The 14,387-nt window shown below is 64.9% G+C and carries 13 protein-coding genes and 1 pseudogene; 3 read left to right on the top strand and 11 right to left on the bottom strand.

From position 1 onward, the window contains the following. The first annotated feature begins 376 nt into the window (after nucleotides 1-376). Entirely contained in the window at nucleotides 377-1,546 is a 1,170-nt protein-coding gene (nagA, locus tag IEY49_RS15995) for an N-acetylglucosamine-6-phosphate deacetylase (protein WP_229780861.1), read from the top strand. A 57-nt stretch (nucleotides 1,547-1,603) separates the two neighbouring features. Here nagA and IEY49_RS15990 read toward each other — a convergent pair whose 3' ends face one another. Next, nucleotides 1,604-1,843: a hypothetical protein gene (locus IEY49_RS15990; RefSeq protein ID WP_189010586.1), complete on the bottom strand. Its 240-nt coding sequence runs from the start codon at nucleotides 1,841-1,843 to the stop codon at nucleotides 1,604-1,606. Nucleotides 1,844-2,197: 354 nt separating this feature from the next. Here IEY49_RS15990 and IEY49_RS15985 point away from each other — a divergent pair. Further along, nucleotides 2,198-2,983 (top strand): annotated as a pseudogene (locus IEY49_RS15985) (ion transporter). A 184-nt stretch (nucleotides 2,984-3,167) separates the two neighbouring features. Then, nucleotides 3,168-3,395, top strand: coding sequence for a hypothetical protein (locus IEY49_RS15980; protein ID WP_189010584.1), 228 nt, complete (start codon nucleotides 3,168-3,170; stop codon nucleotides 3,393-3,395). Nucleotides 3,396-3,580: 185 nt separating this feature from the next. On the opposite strand, the gene IEY49_RS15975 is transcribed toward IEY49_RS15980, so the two are convergent. From IEY49_RS15975 to IEY49_RS15930, 10 genes are all read right to left on the bottom strand, one after another. Then, entirely contained in the window at nucleotides 3,581-4,567 is a 987-nt protein-coding gene (locus IEY49_RS15975) for a Gfo/Idh/MocA family protein (protein ID WP_189010582.1), read from the bottom strand. A gap of 61 nt (nucleotides 4,568-4,628) precedes the next feature. Then, the gene (locus tag IEY49_RS15970; protein WP_189010580.1) at nucleotides 4,629-5,702 is read right to left on the bottom strand and encodes a Gfo/Idh/MocA family protein; all 1,074 of its coding nucleotides are present in this window, start codon (nucleotides 5,700-5,702) and stop codon (nucleotides 4,629-4,631) included. Beyond that, nucleotides 5,699-6,364, bottom strand: a complete 666-nt coding sequence (locus IEY49_RS15965) for a ThuA domain-containing protein (RefSeq protein ID WP_189010578.1) — start codon at nucleotides 6,362-6,364, stop codon at nucleotides 5,699-5,701. The genes IEY49_RS15970 and IEY49_RS15965 overlap by 4 nt, the downstream gene beginning before the upstream one ends. Continuing rightward, nucleotides 6,361-7,260, bottom strand: a complete 900-nt coding sequence (locus tag IEY49_RS15960) for a carbohydrate kinase family protein (protein WP_189010576.1) — start codon at nucleotides 7,258-7,260, stop codon at nucleotides 6,361-6,363. Before IEY49_RS15960 ends, IEY49_RS15965 begins: the two co-directional genes overlap by 4 nt. Then, nucleotides 7,257-8,552, bottom strand: coding sequence for a four-carbon acid sugar kinase family protein (locus IEY49_RS15955; RefSeq protein ID WP_189010574.1), 1,296 nt, complete (start codon nucleotides 8,550-8,552; stop codon nucleotides 7,257-7,259). The genes IEY49_RS15960 and IEY49_RS15955 overlap by 4 nt, the downstream gene beginning before the upstream one ends. Further along, on the bottom strand, nucleotides 8,549-9,244 hold the full coding sequence (locus IEY49_RS15950; protein ID WP_189010572.1) for a class II aldolase/adducin family protein: 696 nt from the start codon (nucleotides 9,242-9,244) through the stop codon (nucleotides 8,549-8,551). Before IEY49_RS15950 ends, IEY49_RS15955 begins: the two co-directional genes overlap by 4 nt. Continuing rightward, nucleotides 9,241-10,563: an amylo-alpha-1,6-glucosidase gene (locus tag IEY49_RS15945; protein ID WP_189010570.1), complete on the bottom strand. Its 1,323-nt coding sequence runs from the start codon at nucleotides 10,561-10,563 to the stop codon at nucleotides 9,241-9,243. Before IEY49_RS15945 ends, IEY49_RS15950 begins: the two co-directional genes overlap by 4 nt. After that, nucleotides 10,560-11,948, bottom strand: coding sequence for a protein O-GlcNAcase (locus tag IEY49_RS15940; RefSeq protein ID WP_189010568.1), 1,389 nt, complete (start codon nucleotides 11,946-11,948; stop codon nucleotides 10,560-10,562). The genes IEY49_RS15945 and IEY49_RS15940 overlap by 4 nt, the downstream gene beginning before the upstream one ends. After that, nucleotides 11,938-13,782 (bottom strand): MBL fold metallo-hydrolase, encoded by a 1,845-nt coding sequence (locus IEY49_RS15935; protein WP_189010566.1) that lies wholly within the window; start codon nucleotides 13,780-13,782, stop codon nucleotides 11,938-11,940. The genes IEY49_RS15940 and IEY49_RS15935 overlap by 11 nt, the downstream gene beginning before the upstream one ends. Further along, nucleotides 13,779-14,384 carry a D-sedoheptulose-7-phosphate isomerase gene (locus IEY49_RS15930; RefSeq protein WP_189010564.1) on the bottom strand — a complete coding sequence of 202 codons (606 nt, stop codon included), beginning with the start codon at nucleotides 14,382-14,384 and terminating at the stop codon, nucleotides 13,779-13,781. The genes IEY49_RS15935 and IEY49_RS15930 overlap by 4 nt, the downstream gene beginning before the upstream one ends. Nucleotides 14,385-14,387 lie beyond the last annotated feature (3 nt).

The raw sequence follows: 14,387 nt of genomic DNA, 5'->3' as shown, positions 1-14,387 counted from the left end.
CAGCTTTCAGGCCAATCCGGAAGCCTGTTCACGCTGGCCTGATCAGCCCTGTACCGCCCTGGCAGTCTGGGGGACCATCGGCTGAATTTCAGCCAACACAAGTGAAACCCCTTTCTATCGTCAATTGTTTCAGACATTCAAAAAACTCCGTTAGAGTGAACAGAAAGCCTCGGCCTTGGCACAAGGTCCTTGATGCATCGGCGGGAACCAGAAGTGCCTTCACCGCAACTGCACGAGGCCTTTCTGGAGAAGCATCTGCAGCCTGCTCCTGTGCGGGGGCCGTCCTCCGGAGCAGCAGAAGGAATTAGCTCAGCAGGAACGAGACAGGGAAGTGCAGCAATCTATTCAGGGACGCAGAACGTTCCAGGAGGCTCAGGTGCAGGACCTTATGATCGACAACGTCCGGTTGGTCACCGAAGCCGGGGTCATTGACCAGGGAAGTGTTCTGGTCAGAGAAGGGCGGATAGCCCGAATAAGGGCGAGCTCCGGCACGAGCGCAGGGGATATACCGACGGAAGGCCTGCATGTCGTAGACGGTCAGCAGCAGGTGCTGATTCCCGGAATGATTGACGTTCATATCCACGGTGCCCAGGGGCACGACATGATGGATGGCACGCGCGACAGCATCGAGGTGGTGTCCCGGGCATGTGCAGCGACCGGATGTACCACCTTTCTCGTCACATCGGTCAGCTCGTCCCTGGAAGCCCTGTTGCAGCTGATCGACCGCGTCCGCGAGGTCACTGGTCAAGAACCTGGGGCTCGGATTGCCGGCATCCACGCCGAGGGCCCCTACCTGAACGTCAGGCGCAAGGGAATGCAGAACGAGGCCTTTTTGCGTCATCCCAGCCTGACCGAAATGCAACTGGTACTCGACCGTGCCGGCCCACTGCTGAAAATGGTGACGCTGGCGCCGGAACTTCCCGGCGGCCTGGAACTGACGCGGGCACTGGCCACCCTGGGCGTAGTTGTGGCACTGGCCCATTCGGACGCCACCTACGAGGAGGCGACCGCTGCCTTCCGCGAGGGTGCCAGCCATGTGACGCACTGCTTCAACGGTATGCGGCCGATTCATCACCGTGAGCCCGGATTGATCGTGGCCGCCTTCGAGCAGCCACAGGTGAGCGTTCAGGCCATCGTGGACCAGGTTCACCTGCACCCCGCCATGGTCCGGATGCTTCACCGGCTCAAAGGCCCGGACCGGATGGTGCTTATCACCGACGCCCTCCAGGCCATGGGCCTGGGCGACGGCACGTATGCCTTCGGAGGACATGAGGTGATGGTACTGGAAGGTGTGGCGCGGCTTGCGGACGGCACGCTGGCGTCCAGCACCGTGACTATGAACGAAGCGCTGCGCAACACTGTTGCCCTGGGCATTCCCCTTGCGGATGCTGTAGCTATGGCGTCCACGACGCCGGCCAATCTTCTCCAGCTTCGCCACAAGGGTCGCATTGCGGTCGGCGCAGACGCGGATCTGGTGTTGCTTGACCGCGAGTACCAGGTGGTGTGGACCTTGGTACAAGGGCGATCGGTTTACGGAACTATTTAAAAACAGCCCAGAATGATCCAGGCTGTTTTTCCGTGCTGGCTTTTCATGCGGGAGATGTCAGTCGTCGTCGCGACGCGGCACCGGACCCATTGGCACTTCAGGAGTACTCGCGCCGATAGCCGTCTGACTGGGCCAGGTGCCCGTAGAATTTACTGGAGGCACGGCAGCGACGCCCTGGCCTGGACCATGCTGCTCTATGGCCGGCGGATTGATCAGGTTCTGGCTGTCACGCTCGATTTCCTCCACCGATTTACCAAGTGGCCGCGTGTCCTTGAGGTAACTATTGTCCTCGCTCATGCCTCATCGTAGGCACACTCAATCTAAGTTCGTTCTGGATTGCATGCTGTGCCCTTAACCCCCCATTCCCGGGTCCAACAGACGGTCCCTTGGTCGGGGCCCCTCCGTTGGCCAGTGTCCCGCCGCACAGGGCGGGCGTACCAAAGCTGCAGTCCGGACGTGCGGGGGTGGGAGCTCCTCCTGGGGGCAGGAAAGGCGGCCAGCACTCCACGTCCGTCGAGCGGGCACTACATATCGACCGGCAGCCCAAGGTAAGTCCAGCGCTGGGGTACAGAAGGCCTCACGCAGGCCTATGCCTGAACTGGGCGCCAGGAGTGGCACGCCTGGCGGGTCCACGCAACATACACTTCGGCCATGCACAGCGGCAGACCCAGGCGCGCGGCGTGGAGGGACACCCTTGCCAACACCATCGACAGCACCGATACCGGTGCCGGGCGGCTCTTTGATCTCGTCCTGATTGCAGCCATCCTGCTGAGTGTTCTTGCTGTCATGCTCGACAGCGTGCGGCCGTACCAGATTCGGTTCGGGACTGTCCTGCGCCAACTGGAGTGGACGCTGACGATCCTGTTCACCCTTGAGTATGTCGTGCGGCTGATCACGGCACGGCACGCCCGGGTGTACGCCCGGTCCTTCTTCGGGCTGGTGGACCTGCTTTCCATACTTCCAACGTATATCGCGCTGCTGATCCCAGGAGCACAATACCTCCTGATTCTGCGGGTGCTGCGCTTGCTCCGGATCTTCAGGATTCTGAAACTGGCGCGTTACCTGTCAGAAGCCAGTGTGCTGATCACGACCCTGAGGGCCAGTGTCGCGAAAATCACGGTGTTTCTCGCGGTGGCGGTGACCATGGTAGTGATCATCGGCACGCTGATGTAGGTCATCGAAGGTCCGAGATCCGGTTTTACCAGCATTCCGACCAGTATCTACTGGGCCATCGTCACCTTGACGACCGTCGGGTACGGCGAAATCACGCCCAAGACTCCGGTGGGCAAAGGGCTGGCGTCGCTGGAAATGATTCTGGGATACGGGATCATCGCCGTGCCGACCGGCATTGTGACCGTTGGTCTTGCTCAGGCGCAGGCTGGACGTGGGAGCAGCAGTCCTTGTGCTCAACCGCACCTTCATCAGGGCCGGTCCTGACGGGTTTCAGCACTTCAGGTCCAGCCGCCGTGGCTTCATGTAGTGTTACTCCTGGGGAGAGCCGTGCATGAAGGTCCTGTATCGGAGAAACCGTCCAGTGGGTACCTGTCGTTCAATTCCTCCCATTCGTGGGCACCTGTTACTCAATATTTTTGGGCTAAATGTTTCGGCTCACACTCAGGCTATGGAAGCATTGTTTGCCGCATTGACGGTGGGCATCGGTATTCTGGCGGTTTACCTGAAAATGACCACGCCAGATCGTCCTGCCGCACCGCGCCGTTATAAATCGCCAGACCATCCCACTCTCAAATCTCCGCCTGCGGTCGAATGGGATCTGCCAGTACCAACCCGGATGCATACTCACCAGGCGCGGCCAGAACAGAACTCACCGGCACCACCCAGAGCCTCCTGATGGCGCTGCGCCAGTCGGGTCACCCCAGGAACGACAGGGATGCGTTGGGCGAGCATTCTGACCGAACTTCATTGCCAAATCACATTCTGAAATCCCAGCTCTGCACAGCGGCACCTCTTACCTTAAGGTGCCGTCCCATACCGCGGGTGCCGTCCATCACGTGAGGTCTGGCGCAGGTCAGCGCATCACCCGCCGGTTCCGGCTCCCCTGCTGGATACCGTGACGACTTCGCCCCGCCGGGCGCTCTCGAACAACGCATCGAGCACCTGCGCCTGTGCCAGTGCGTCGTCCAGACCCCAGGTTGGCTCCTCACGATGGCGGACAGCCCGGCCAAAATCAGCCACCATGAATTCATAGGGATCGTTGGGCTCATACCTGAAGGTGCGGTCGCCCGCCTGCAGGTGGGCTTCACGCCGGTGCGGCCCGAACGGGACGTCCATGTTCAGGGTCGCACGCGACCCCACAAGGCTGAGGTACTGACCGGGGCTGGCTTCCAGGCTACAGTCGAAATGCGCCGCGAAGCCCTCCCCGAAATCCAGCCAGCCCACCAGGGTGCCGTCAATGCCCCGCAGGTCGTGCCGTGCGGCACTCACCCGCACAGGCTCACGGTCCAGCAACAGCCGCAGCGCACTGACGCAGTAACAGCCGACGTCATACAGCGCGCCGCCACCCTTTTCGGCCTCCCAGCGGTAATCGTCCGGGCGGGTGAGGGTAAAGCGGTACCCGGCGCTGGCGGTGCGCAGCTCTCCCAGCTCACCGGCCCGGATCAGCGCCAGCGCCTGAGCGTACTGAGGGTGATGGCGGTGCATAAAAGCTTCTGAGATGATGCTCCCGGAACGTTTCTGAATGCTCATCAGCTGCCGCACCTCCCCGGCACCGAGCATCATGGGTTTCTCGCACAGCACGTGCTTTCCAGCTTCCAGCGCGCGGGCACTCCAGGGAAAATGCAGGTCGTTGGGGAGCGCGTTGTAAATGGCATCAATCTGAGGGTCCCGAATCAGGTCATCGTAGGTCAGGTGCGTGCGGATAAAGCCGTGCTTGCGGGCGTAGGCGTCCGCACGCCCGGGGTCACGCGCAGCGATCCCGGCCAGGGTCTGTCCGGCCGCCCTCATGGCTGGGGCCAGAGCGTTGCCAATTCGGGAGGCGCCCAGAAATCCCCAACGTATATTCATGCCAGGCCTCCTCTTTTCAGGGGAACGGACGCGATGGGACGGCCGGTGGCGTTCACCCGGATCAGCTCAGGGCCAGGGGCTCTGGACGCTCGGCACTGGTTGTGAGGGTCACCCTCTGACCACTTTCTGCGCTTTCCAGAGTGCTTTGCATGGCGTCCAGAACATGCAGGGCCAGTTGGCCACTTGCCCGCGGCGCGCGGTTCTCCCCCACGCTGGCAATCAGGTCACTGAGTCCCAGGCCACGGCTGTTCTGCGCGAAGGGACGGGACAGCGGCACCTCGCGCCACTCCTTCTCCTGGGCCAGACGCACTCTGACCGGGCCGCCGAAGGTGTTGGGGTCAGGCAGGCTCAGCGTCCCTTCGCTGCCATAAATCTCGATGCGCGGCACATTGGCGTGCCACACGTCGAAACTGGTGGTCAGGCTCGCGGCCACGCCCGACTCGAATCCCAGCAGTGCGGTGACGTGAGTGGGTGTCTGGACTGGAATGCGCTCGCCCTGGCGCCTCGCGGTGGTGATGGTCCGTTCCTCGAAGCCGCTGACAGCCTGACCCGTCACGGTACGGACCGGGCCCAGGAGGCTGATCAGGGCCGTGAGGTAGTACGGCCCCATGTCGAACATCGGCCCGGCACCGAGCTGGTAGAAGAAATCCGGGTTGGGGTGCCACGCCTCGACCCCATGGCTGAGCATGAAGGCGGTCGCGGCAAGTGGTTTACCGATCACGCCCTCATCGATCAGCTGACGGCAGGTCTGCAGCCCGGCACCAAGGAAGGTGTCGGGCGCACTGCCCAGCCGCAATCCGCGCTCCTGGGCAAGTTGGACCAGCGCTTTACCGTCTTCCCGGTTGAGGGCCAGAGGCTTTTCGCCGTAAACATGTTTCCCGGCTTCCAGGGCGGCGCGGCTGACAGCCGCGTGCGCAGCAGGAATGGTGAGGTTCAGGACGACATCCACGTCCGGATGCGCGAAAAGCTCTTCAGGCGTCAGGACATGGCGCACTCCATACTCGGCCGCCTGGGCGCGGGCGCGTTCTTCCGACAAGTCGGCGACCGCGACCACGTCGAACGGCGTAACGTCAGCCGCATTCTTCAGATAGATGCCGCTGATGGCCCCGGCGCCGATAATGCCGACCCGGGTCATGCCAGGCTCCCGGCGGCCCACAGCAGGCCGCGGCGGTGGAGTTCAGCCACAGTCGGATGCTCGAACTCCCGTGGGTCGTGTCCGATGGACGAATAGAACACCCGGCCCTGGCCATAAGGCCGGATCCAGGCCACGGGAATGACCGTCCCCTCAATCCAGGCTACATGCTCACCGCTGAACGTGGTGGTAGCCAGCACCGTATTGGACGGGTCGACGTGCATGTAGTACTGCTCGCTTTCGATGTCAAAACCGCTCAGGCCACGCATGATCGGGTGATCAGTTGCGGAAATATCGACGTGGTAGCGGTGAACGTCGCCGGGATGGGCAGCGAACTGGCCGCCGACCATGAACTGGTAAGCGGTGTCCTCGCGGAAGGCGTCTCCCATTCCTCCGTGAAAGCCTCCCAGACCGGTACCGGCCTTGACTGCATCCCGCAGATTTTTGCTCTGGTTATCGCTCAGGCGGCCCATGGTCCAGTTCGGAACGATCAGGGCATACCCGCGCAGCGCGTCCGAGTCGTTCAAAGCGTCCAGGGTGTCGGCAGCCGTGACCTGCAGGCCGGCGCTTTCCAGCATGCCTTGAATGATTTCGGCGAACTTCTGAGGCTGGTGGCCGGGCCAGCCTCCGGAAACGATCAGGGCACGTGCGGGTGTTGTGGTCATGGGTGGGTCTCCTTCTGGATGGTGTGGATCTCGTTAGGGGTAGGGGCGTGAGCACCGGGCCGTGTACAGGCAGCGGCGCCGCACGCCAGAGCGAAGGCCAGCCGCTGCGGAGGCGGAACCGGCGGCGGACGTAGCGTGGCGTATAGCAGGCCGGCAATGCTGGCGTCTCCTGCTCCGATCGTGTCGGCCACCTGGACGGGGTAACCGGGGTGGTGAAGGTCAAGTTCCGGGCCGATCAGGCGCGCCCCCTGATCCCCGAGGGTCAGCAGAATGGTCGCGCGCGGGTTCAGCGCCCGCAGGTGCTCCAGACCTTCGGCGGGGGTGAGATGCGGCATCAGGCCCACGAGGTCGTCCTCGGACACCTTGATGAGATCCGCCAGAGCGACGTACTGCGCGTACTCCTCCTGGTAGGCGTCCGCGAGTTGCGGGCGAAAGTTCGGGTCGTAGACCACCAGCAGCCCCCGCGCCCGCGCCGCTCTGGCAGGGGTCAGGAATGCGTCGCGCGCCGGGTCACGCACCAGGGTGATACCGCCGAAGTAGGCGGCCACAACGCCCGTCCAGGTTTCTTCAGCGACACCGCTGAAGCGCGAGTCGGCCGCACCGTCGGCGTAGAAGGTGTACTGGGCCGGATGGGTACGGTGAACCACGGACAGCGCGGTGGGAGCGTCCACACGCGGGGTGTGGCGCAGGTCGAGGCCTTGTGCCGCTCCTTCAGCCAGAAGTCTCTCGCCAAAAGGATCGGTGCTGAGCGCACCGGCAAAGGCGGTCGGGAGCCCCAGGGCAGCGAGGACACGGGCGACGTTCCAGGCGCTGCCGCCCGCCCGGACCTGCCAGTGGTCGTGACCGTCATTCACGAAGTCCATCACGGCGCCCCCGAAGCAAAGCACGCCGCTCATGCACCCTCCGCCGATTGCAGGTGCGCTATGGCCTGCGTCAGGAATTCCGGAGGACCGAACGAACCGCTTTTCAGGACCAGCATCAGGCGCTGGTCCGGCGCGTAGGTGCTGGGCAGACCGGGGGCGAGTTCCTCGACCACTACCGTGTGGGTGATGCCCAGCGCCCGGGTCAGCGCAGCGGAGGTGTCGCCGCCGAGGGCAACGAGTTTCTGGGTGCCGGTGCGTCCTGCTGTCAGCTGCGCGGCGCTGGCCAGCGTGCCGGAAATACGCTGGCTGACCTGCAGGTCCGTGAGGCCGCTGACGGCTCCAAGTGCACGGGCCTGCGCCACTTGTTCAGGCGTGTTCGGCGAGCGGAGCAGGACAGTGCTGTGGGCGTCCAGGGCGCCACCTGCCAGCCGAGCAAGCAGTTCAGCCGCCCTCTCAGGGTCGCTCAGGGCAAGCGGTATGTCGAGTTCGTAGACAGTGCCGCCCGTGGCCACGTAGTGCTCTACCTGGACGCGGGTCTGGGGCATCACCGAACCGGCGATCAGGATCACACGCTGTGGATGGGTCCAGTGGGCGCCCTGCAGCGGCACGAAGGCTTCCACCGCGGGCCACACCGCCGGCAGTTCCTCCGCGAGACCACTGGACCCCAGAAAGACGCGTTCGTTCGCCAGGGCCTGCGCGAGCACCCGCAGGTCCTCCTGCGTTTCGGCGTCGGCGAGCAGGTAGCCGGCGGAAACACCGTCAACGGCAGTACGCAACGCAGCAACCCCGGCCCGAACCGTTTCGATCGGCAGGCTGCTGACCGGCCGCGGTGTCTGGCGGCCCAGGTCGCGTACAAGGTTGGCGTCGCGCCGGGGATGCACCGGGTCCTGGCCGAACTCGGTGTCAGGCAGGGGTACACCACGCACGAAATGCTCCCCGTGCAGGGTGGCGCGGCCGTTCTTGGGGAACGCTGCGACCGCCACCCCGGTCTCCAGACCGAGGGTCTGCAGCATCGCGTCGAATTCAGCCCCGACGTTGCCGCGGAACACGGAGCAGGTCTTCTTCCAGTACGCCCCGCACCCGGCGGCCTGTAGAGCGCGGGTCGCGCGCACCACGCGAGCGCGCGCTTCCTCGGGAGGCAGGAACCGCGAGTCGGTATCAATGATCAGGGCGTCCGTGCGTTCCTGGGTAAAGCGGACACTCAGCGCTTCCCAGTCGGCGCCTTCCGACAGAATCCGCACGGCGTAGCCATGCTTGGCAAGCAGACCACCGATGTCCCCGGCGCCCGTGATGTCGTCAGCCACGATCCCCAGGCGGGGACTCATGCGCTCCACCCGCGGACGTGCGAGAGCAGGCGTGGGCGCTGCTCGCCCGGCGCGATGCGGGCTCCATGGGTGGAGCGGTCATTGGCGTCCAGGAGTTCCTCGTCGCTCAGCACGCGGGCCTGGCCGTGCGAGGCGAGCCACACGCGGGCATTCTGTTCGAGTTCTTCCAGGATGTCGCGCGCTTCCGCCAGACTCGACCCGTAGGTGATGACGCCATGGTTCTGGAGCAGCAGAGCGTTGACGCTGCTGCAGACTCGTCCGACCCCCTCCGCAAGTTCGGCGCCTCCAGGAGCGAGGTAAGGCAGCAGTGGTACCCGGCCCACCCGCGTGACGGCGTAGCTGGAATGCACCGGTAGGACGTTCCCGTGTTCCGTGGGCTCGGCGAGGCAAGACAGCGCCAGCGAATCGCTCGCATGCAGGTGCAGTACCACCTGCACGTCAGGCCGCGCACGGTACACCGCAGCGTGGAATGCGGCTTCTTTGGACGGCTTGGGACCGAGCAGGCCGGTCCCGCTGAGGTCACAGGTGGAAAAATCCTCCGGAACCTGCCGCGCGAAGGCAGTGTTGGTTCCGCTGACCAGAAAGCCGTCGCCCTGCCGGTGGCTGAGGTTTCCGCCCGTGGAGGTGGTCAGACCTCGGGTATACAGGTCGCGGGCTTCAGCGGCCAGTTGCGCCTGCAGTTCGCCGTTCATGCCCAGCCCCCGCTGCTGTTAAAGATGGGGCACTCACCGCGCCGGACACATTCGTGCGCGTACACGAACATCGCCGCGGACCAGCTCTGCCCGCGGAATCCGCTTGGGCGGCCCGTCAGGCCATGATGCCATTCGTTGAAGTCCCATTCCAGACCGGGTGTTCGCGAGAGGCGGTCCATCTGCGCGAGCCGGTCGAGCTGATGCGCGGCTTCCTCCAGCCGCCCGGCCTTGACCAGGGCAGCCACGTAGAAACCTCCGATGAACGGCCAGATCCCACCGTTGTGGTAGTGGTTGGGCAGGTTGAGGTTGCGCAGACGGTAGTACTCGCGCCAGTCCTTGTCCCCGGGCTGAACGGGTGGATAGACGGCTTTGATCGGCCAGGGCTCGTTGACTCCCGCAGACTGGATGTAATCGAGAATCTTGTGCGACTGCGCCTCGTCCGCCAGTCCGAACAGGATGGCCACCAGGTTGCCGAAGGTATCGAAGCGGTCCTCGTAGTCCCGGAAGGCCATGTACGGCAGGTAATACGGACGCTCCTGCAGCACGGTCGTGGTCAGGCGGATGGGGTACAGCCACTCCTTGCGGTGGCGCTCCACCCAGGTCATGTCCTTCTCGACCTCCGGGCCGACCCACAGCAGGGTGTTGATCTTGAAGCGCAGGTCCTCGGCACGCGCGCGGTACGGGTCACCGTCCTCGCCAAGGGCGTCGCTCATGGCGGCCATGCTGCGCTGCGCGGCGAACCACAGCGCGTTCGGCCACAGACTGTTGTAGCGGTTGGCAAAGAGGTCGGCCCAGTCCATGGCCTCGTGCACCTCCAGCAGGCCGCATTCGTTGCTGTCCTGATACTCCAGCCAGGTGTATGCGCGCTGCAGGTGCGGCCACATCGACCTCAGGCGCGCCGTGTCCCCGTCGGTGCGGTGCACGTAGTCGTTGCCCAGGATGAACCACAAGCTGTTGTCGATGCAGCCGGCGTGCGCGCTGTCCACCACGACGGTGGGTGCGTCCTCGCCCACATGCAGCGCGCCGCCGTGTGCGATCAGCGCGGGATCGGGAATACCAGTGAAGCCGACATTGTGCGGGATATTTCCAAGCCGTGACTGGTACGCGGCGAGGGTCCGGATGGACTGGCGGGCGATCTCGGGACCTTCGGGGCCAGCGCACAGCATCAGGCCGAGAGAGCAGATCATGCTGTCGCGCGCCCAGACTTGCTTGTACGCAGTGCTGGACCCCAGCAGCCCGATGGGGCTGCCGTTGCCGATCACGGTCCGTTCGGCCAGGGGACGGCCGGTATCGGCCAGGGTGGCGGGAGGATGGGTCATGCAGGCTCCTGTGCTGCGGTCTGAAAATGTTCTTCGGCGGCCCACACGCATCTGCGGGCGAAGGTATCGAAGGTGTCTCCGGCCACCCAGTGGAAGTTCTCGCGGACAAGGGCAAGTTCTTCGAGGACGTACTCGCGGGCACGGAGGTCGTGCGGGTGGTCGAGCGCGCCCAGGGCGTATTTCACGACCGTTGCCCAGCCCACGAGCTTCTCGGTCCAGGGTTCCAGGTTCGCTCTCAGGACGGGGTCGTGAAGGTGCGCCAGGGTCTCGGCATGCAGTTCCATCGCGACGCTCAGCGCGCGCAGCGGCGCTTCATCAGGCTCCACAGGCTGCGGGGCGGGTCGCCCGGGCACGTCGGGCCCGGCCTGCAGCGGACTTCCTGCGCGCGCCGCCCAGAACGCGTCCAGGACAGGCCACCAGGGATGATGCAGCGCCTGATCACGCGGGACCAGCGGACTCCGGCGTGCGAGGTCCGAGAGGAACTTCACCGCTTGGGCTTCCTGCGGTGTGGAGGTGCTGGCCAGGGCCGCCTGGTGAAAGGCTTCGTCGGGGCGATAGCGGTGCGGGTCGCGCAGGTAGGCGGCCGTGGTCCGCAGGGCAATCTGACTCGCTGCAGAGAGGGCCCCAGGAGCAGCGAAGTAGCCTCCTGACGCGGCGAGCAGGTCCGGCGTTCGGCCCCGCAGCGGGGCCACGTGCAGGTCATATCTCATGTCGAGGTCATTGACAGGAAAGTTGTCCCACAGGACCGGCGGCCGGCGCAGCGCTTGCGTGACCATTTGCAGGTCGGCGGCACTGATGGAAGGACTGCACACGTCCGGGCCGGTCCAGAAGACGTGTACCCGGTCATTCAGGGCCGATCCCAGGGTCCGCAGGTAGGCCGAGTCGCCGCTGCCGTGGTACACGGTGGGACAGAAGTAGAAGGTGCCGTCCGCAGCCACCTCACGCAGAAGCTCGTTGGCCAGCCAGGCCTGCGCTGCAGCCAGGTCCGGGAAGACAGCCGCGTCCTCACTGTTCTCGAAGCGGCTCGGAATGTCATCCATCAGCAGCGCGAACGAGCGGATGCCGCGGGCCTGCGCGGCGCGCAATTTGGTGCGCAGGAAGTTCAGATGGGTCGCGCCGGAATACCGGAATGCCAGTGCGCTCAGTCCGAAGACGAAGTCCACACCGGCGTCCCTGGCGTGGGTGGCCAGTCCTTCAAACTGCGCCCACTCGACGTTGGTGTACGGCTCCTGCCAGCGGTTGCGGTGGATGGGGTCGTTCTTGGGGGCGTACAGGTAGGTGTTGAAGCCGACCTCGCGCATAAAGTCCAGCATGGCGTGACGCTCCTCCCAGGACCAGGGCCGGCCGTAGAAGGCTTCGAGGACTCCGCGTCGCTCAGGTTGCATGTGGGTCTCCTGTATGGCCTGCCGGGGCTGTGAATGCTGCAGAAGTGCCGGGCTGAGCGGGACCAGCGTAAACAGGCTCACCCAGAGTCCCGTCACCTTGAACCGGTTGGTCCTGAAGGGTCGCGTAGGAAAACAGACATGGTTCGCCAGGGCTCCCGCGCAGCTCGAACTGAATCCGCGCACCCGCCGGTCCGTTGGGAACAAAGGACAGCGTGTGATGGCCCAGGGCCGGCACAGTGACGGGCACGCGGGCAGGATCAGCGGCGCCGTACACATGCAGCTCACCATCGAACGCAGTCATGGTTGGATTTTCCACGGTTAGCGTGACCGGCGCGCCACTGGCCACACGGATGGGTTCGGCGCGCAGGATCAGGCGCGAAGTGTGAGGTTGCAGGACACGGTGAAGGTGGTGCAATTGCTGGCCACGCTCCAGCAGTACGCCGTGGTACTCCGGTCCGGGGACGACCGGTGGCCAGTGCCCGCTCAGGATCAGGCCAGGGTTCAGGCGGGCGTATAGCTGGGCGCTGTGCACATAGTCGGCCTCCCGGAACAGGTTGGGGTAGGTGTAGTTCAGACCCAGGCCATCCGGGTCGGCGTATTGATCGCCGCCGAACAGCACCCGCTCGCCGTGAGCCTCGACCAGCAGGCCACAGGAAGCCCGGGCATGTCCGGTCAGCTCATAGGGCGTGATGCGGAACTCCTCCCAGTCGACCGGCTGTTCCAGCGCGAGCGTGCGGGTGCTGACCAGAGGCTCAAACCACAGACACGGCAGCCGGTGGGCTTCCGGCCGGGCCAGCACATCCACCATGTTCTCTGGGGTCCACAGTTCGGCACCGTAGACGTCCCGCAACGTGGAGATACCGGCAACGTGATCATCGTGATAATGGGTGGGAATCACCGCGTCGATCCCCCGGATTCCGTAGCGTTTGAGCAGCGTGGGCAGGGTGTAGAGCCAGGGGCGGCGTGCGTCGCGACCGGTGCTGGCCGCCTGACCGAAGGCGAAATCGTAGCCGAAGTCAATCACCAGGGCGCGGCCGGTGCGGGAGCGCAGCACGTAGCTCTGGGCCATACTCGTCCGGTTCATCAGCAGCCAGGGCCGCAGGGCCTCATAAGGCTCGGCCCTCAGCTCCAGCAGACGTGGATTGTGCCGGCGCAGCTGCAACAGCGGCCGGAGGGCGTCTGCAGTGACGTTAAGGGCGTCTGCGGTCATCGGCTCGCCGTGCGCCGGAAGGACATGGGCGGGCTGCAGGTCAGCCAGATCCAGCAACGACAGGATGGTGCCTGCAATTCCCTCCCCGCCGTTGTAGCTCCACTGCGTGGAAGCCAGGCGGGGAACCTGACCAGGCGCGTTGAGAAGATCACCAGTAAAGGCCAGAGTAGAGCGGCGCATTTTCACCACGAATGAGACGGCGCCGGGGGTCTGTCCGGGTGTGGGCCGCACGGTCACGCCCAGGCGCCCGAAGCGGTAGGTGCGGTAACTCCGCAGGGGAAGGGTCCGGGCTGGTTCGGGGACCGTCCAGCTGTGCAGCCGGGCGTCATAGTTGTTCAACGTGTCCGCCAGGGCCAGGAAGTGTTCCGGGTCGTGCAGGCTGTCTGCTTCACCCTCTGGGGCATAGACCGGGATGCCGGCCCTGACGGCCCTGGCGGCCCCAGCGGCGACGTCCCGGTGGTGGTGCGTGAGCAGCACGGCGCTCACGCGCTTTACCTGAGGAGGGAGGTCGTCAAGGATGGTGCCGTCACCGATATTCATCAGCACGGCGCTGTCACCGTCCATCACGGCGTACACGTGCGCGGAGCTGGTGTGACGGTACACGCCGGGCAGCACCTCGGTCACGGCCGCACCTCTCCACGCTCGCGCGCGGCGACCGCGCGGGTGATGGCGTGGTGCACCGCCACGTGCACGGCCTCGATCACGTCAATGTCGGCGCTGGGCGCCTGCAGCATCAGGTCCGTGTACGGGCGGGCGAGCGCGGATTTCGGGTCGGTGCCGGTCAGCATGATGGTGCTCGCCCCTGAGGCACACGCAAATTTCAGGGCACGCAGGATGTTCACGGAACCGCCGGACCCGCTGATGCCGATGGCCACGTCTCCTTGAACGAGGTGGTTCTTGAGTTGCTCCAGGAAACCATCGTCGTAACTGACGTCATTGCCGAGCGCCGTCATCCACGGCACGTTGTCGCTGAGGCTCAGCACGCGCAGGCGCGGCGCGGCGCTGACGCCTGGGCCCTGGCCGAGGTCTATGGAGGTGTTCTTGCCCGGGTCGCCGGCCATGTGGCTGGCGAGGGCTGCGGACGCGCCGTTGCCAAACAGGTACACGGCGCGCCGATCTACCAGGGCGCCATGGATCAGGGTGGCGGCGCGCTCGACTGCACTGGCGTCCATGGTCGCGAGGGCCCGCTGAATGTCCTGAAAGTGTCGTGTCGCGGAGAGAGTCATGAA

It is taken from the genome of Deinococcus malanensis, assembly GCF_014647655.1.
Taxonomy (GTDB): Bacteria; Deinococcota; Deinococci; order Deinococcales; family Deinococcaceae; genus Deinococcus; species Deinococcus malanensis.
Note: the sequence above shows the minus strand (reverse complement) of the source record. Positions and strands in the feature narration are given on the sequence as shown.

Bases quoted from the DNA above. Each gene is read 5' to 3' on its own strand.
- IEY49_RS15990 (WP_189010586.1), bottom strand. From the start codon at position 1,843: ATGAGCGAGGACAATAGTTACCTCAAGGACACGCGGCCACTTGGTAAA.
- IEY49_RS15980 (WP_189010584.1), top strand. From the start codon at position 3,168: ATGGAAGCATTGTTTGCCGCATTGACGGTGGGCATCGGTATTCTGGCG.
- IEY49_RS15975 (WP_189010582.1), bottom strand. From the start codon at position 4,567: ATGAATATACGTTGGGGATTTCTGGGCGCCTCCCGAATTGGCAACGCT.
- IEY49_RS15970 (WP_189010580.1), bottom strand. From the start codon at position 5,702: ATGACCCGGGTCGGCATTATCGGCGCCGGGGCCATCAGCGGCATCTAT.
- IEY49_RS15965 (WP_189010578.1), bottom strand. From the start codon at position 6,364: ATGACCACAACACCCGCACGTGCCCTGATCGTTTCCGGAGGCTGGCCC.
- IEY49_RS15960 (WP_189010576.1), bottom strand. From the start codon at position 7,260: ATGAGCGGCGTGCTTTGCTTCGGGGGCGCCGTGATGGACTTCGTGAAT.
- IEY49_RS15955 (WP_189010574.1), bottom strand. From the start codon at position 8,552: ATGAGTCCCCGCCTGGGGATCGTGGCTGACGACATCACGGGCGCCGGG.
- IEY49_RS15950 (WP_189010572.1), bottom strand. From the start codon at position 9,244: ATGAACGGCGAACTGCAGGCGCAACTGGCCGCTGAAGCCCGCGACCTG.
- IEY49_RS15945 (WP_189010570.1), bottom strand. From the start codon at position 10,563: ATGACCCATCCTCCCGCCACCCTGGCCGATACCGGCCGTCCCCTGGCC.
- IEY49_RS15940 (WP_189010568.1), bottom strand. From the start codon at position 11,948: ATGCAACCTGAGCGACGCGGAGTCCTCGAAGCCTTCTACGGCCGGCCC.
- IEY49_RS15930 (WP_189010564.1), bottom strand. From the start codon at position 14,384: ATGACTCTCTCCGCGACACGACACTTTCAGGACATTCAGCGGGCCCTC.